Origin of the sequence: Pseudomonas sp. 2822-17, from assembly GCF_002742485.1 — a bacterium.
GTDB lineage: Bacteria > Pseudomonadota > Gammaproteobacteria > Pseudomonadales > Pseudomonadaceae > Aquipseudomonas > Aquipseudomonas cyclaminis.
On sequence record NZ_LJRZ01000089.1, the window covers coordinates 1 to 230 of the forward strand.

Here is a 230-nt window from a genome sequence, read left to right on the forward strand (position 1 = left end):
GTCGTCAACACTCTTTCACCAAAATCTTCGAGTCCTTTATTCGTATCCCAATAGTAAGCAGGCACTTCCGTTTTTTGTGCAAGTGATAGAAGAATCTCCATTCTGAGCTCGTCATCTGTTAATCCGATTTTTCTCGCTTCTTCCTCTAGATATTTTTGATAATGATCCACTTCGTCTTTTTTAAAAAGCTTATCAGATGTTTGAAGTACCTTTGAACTCATCATTCGCAC

1 protein-coding gene is annotated in these 230 nt (G+C 37.8%); it reads right to left on the reverse strand.

What is annotated here, in order from left to right; all coding sequences use genetic code 11:
* Positions 1–230, reverse strand: a 230-nt coding sequence (locus tag AOA60_RS32540; RefSeq protein ID WP_158235003.1) for a hypothetical protein, incomplete at both ends; no start/stop codon positions are given.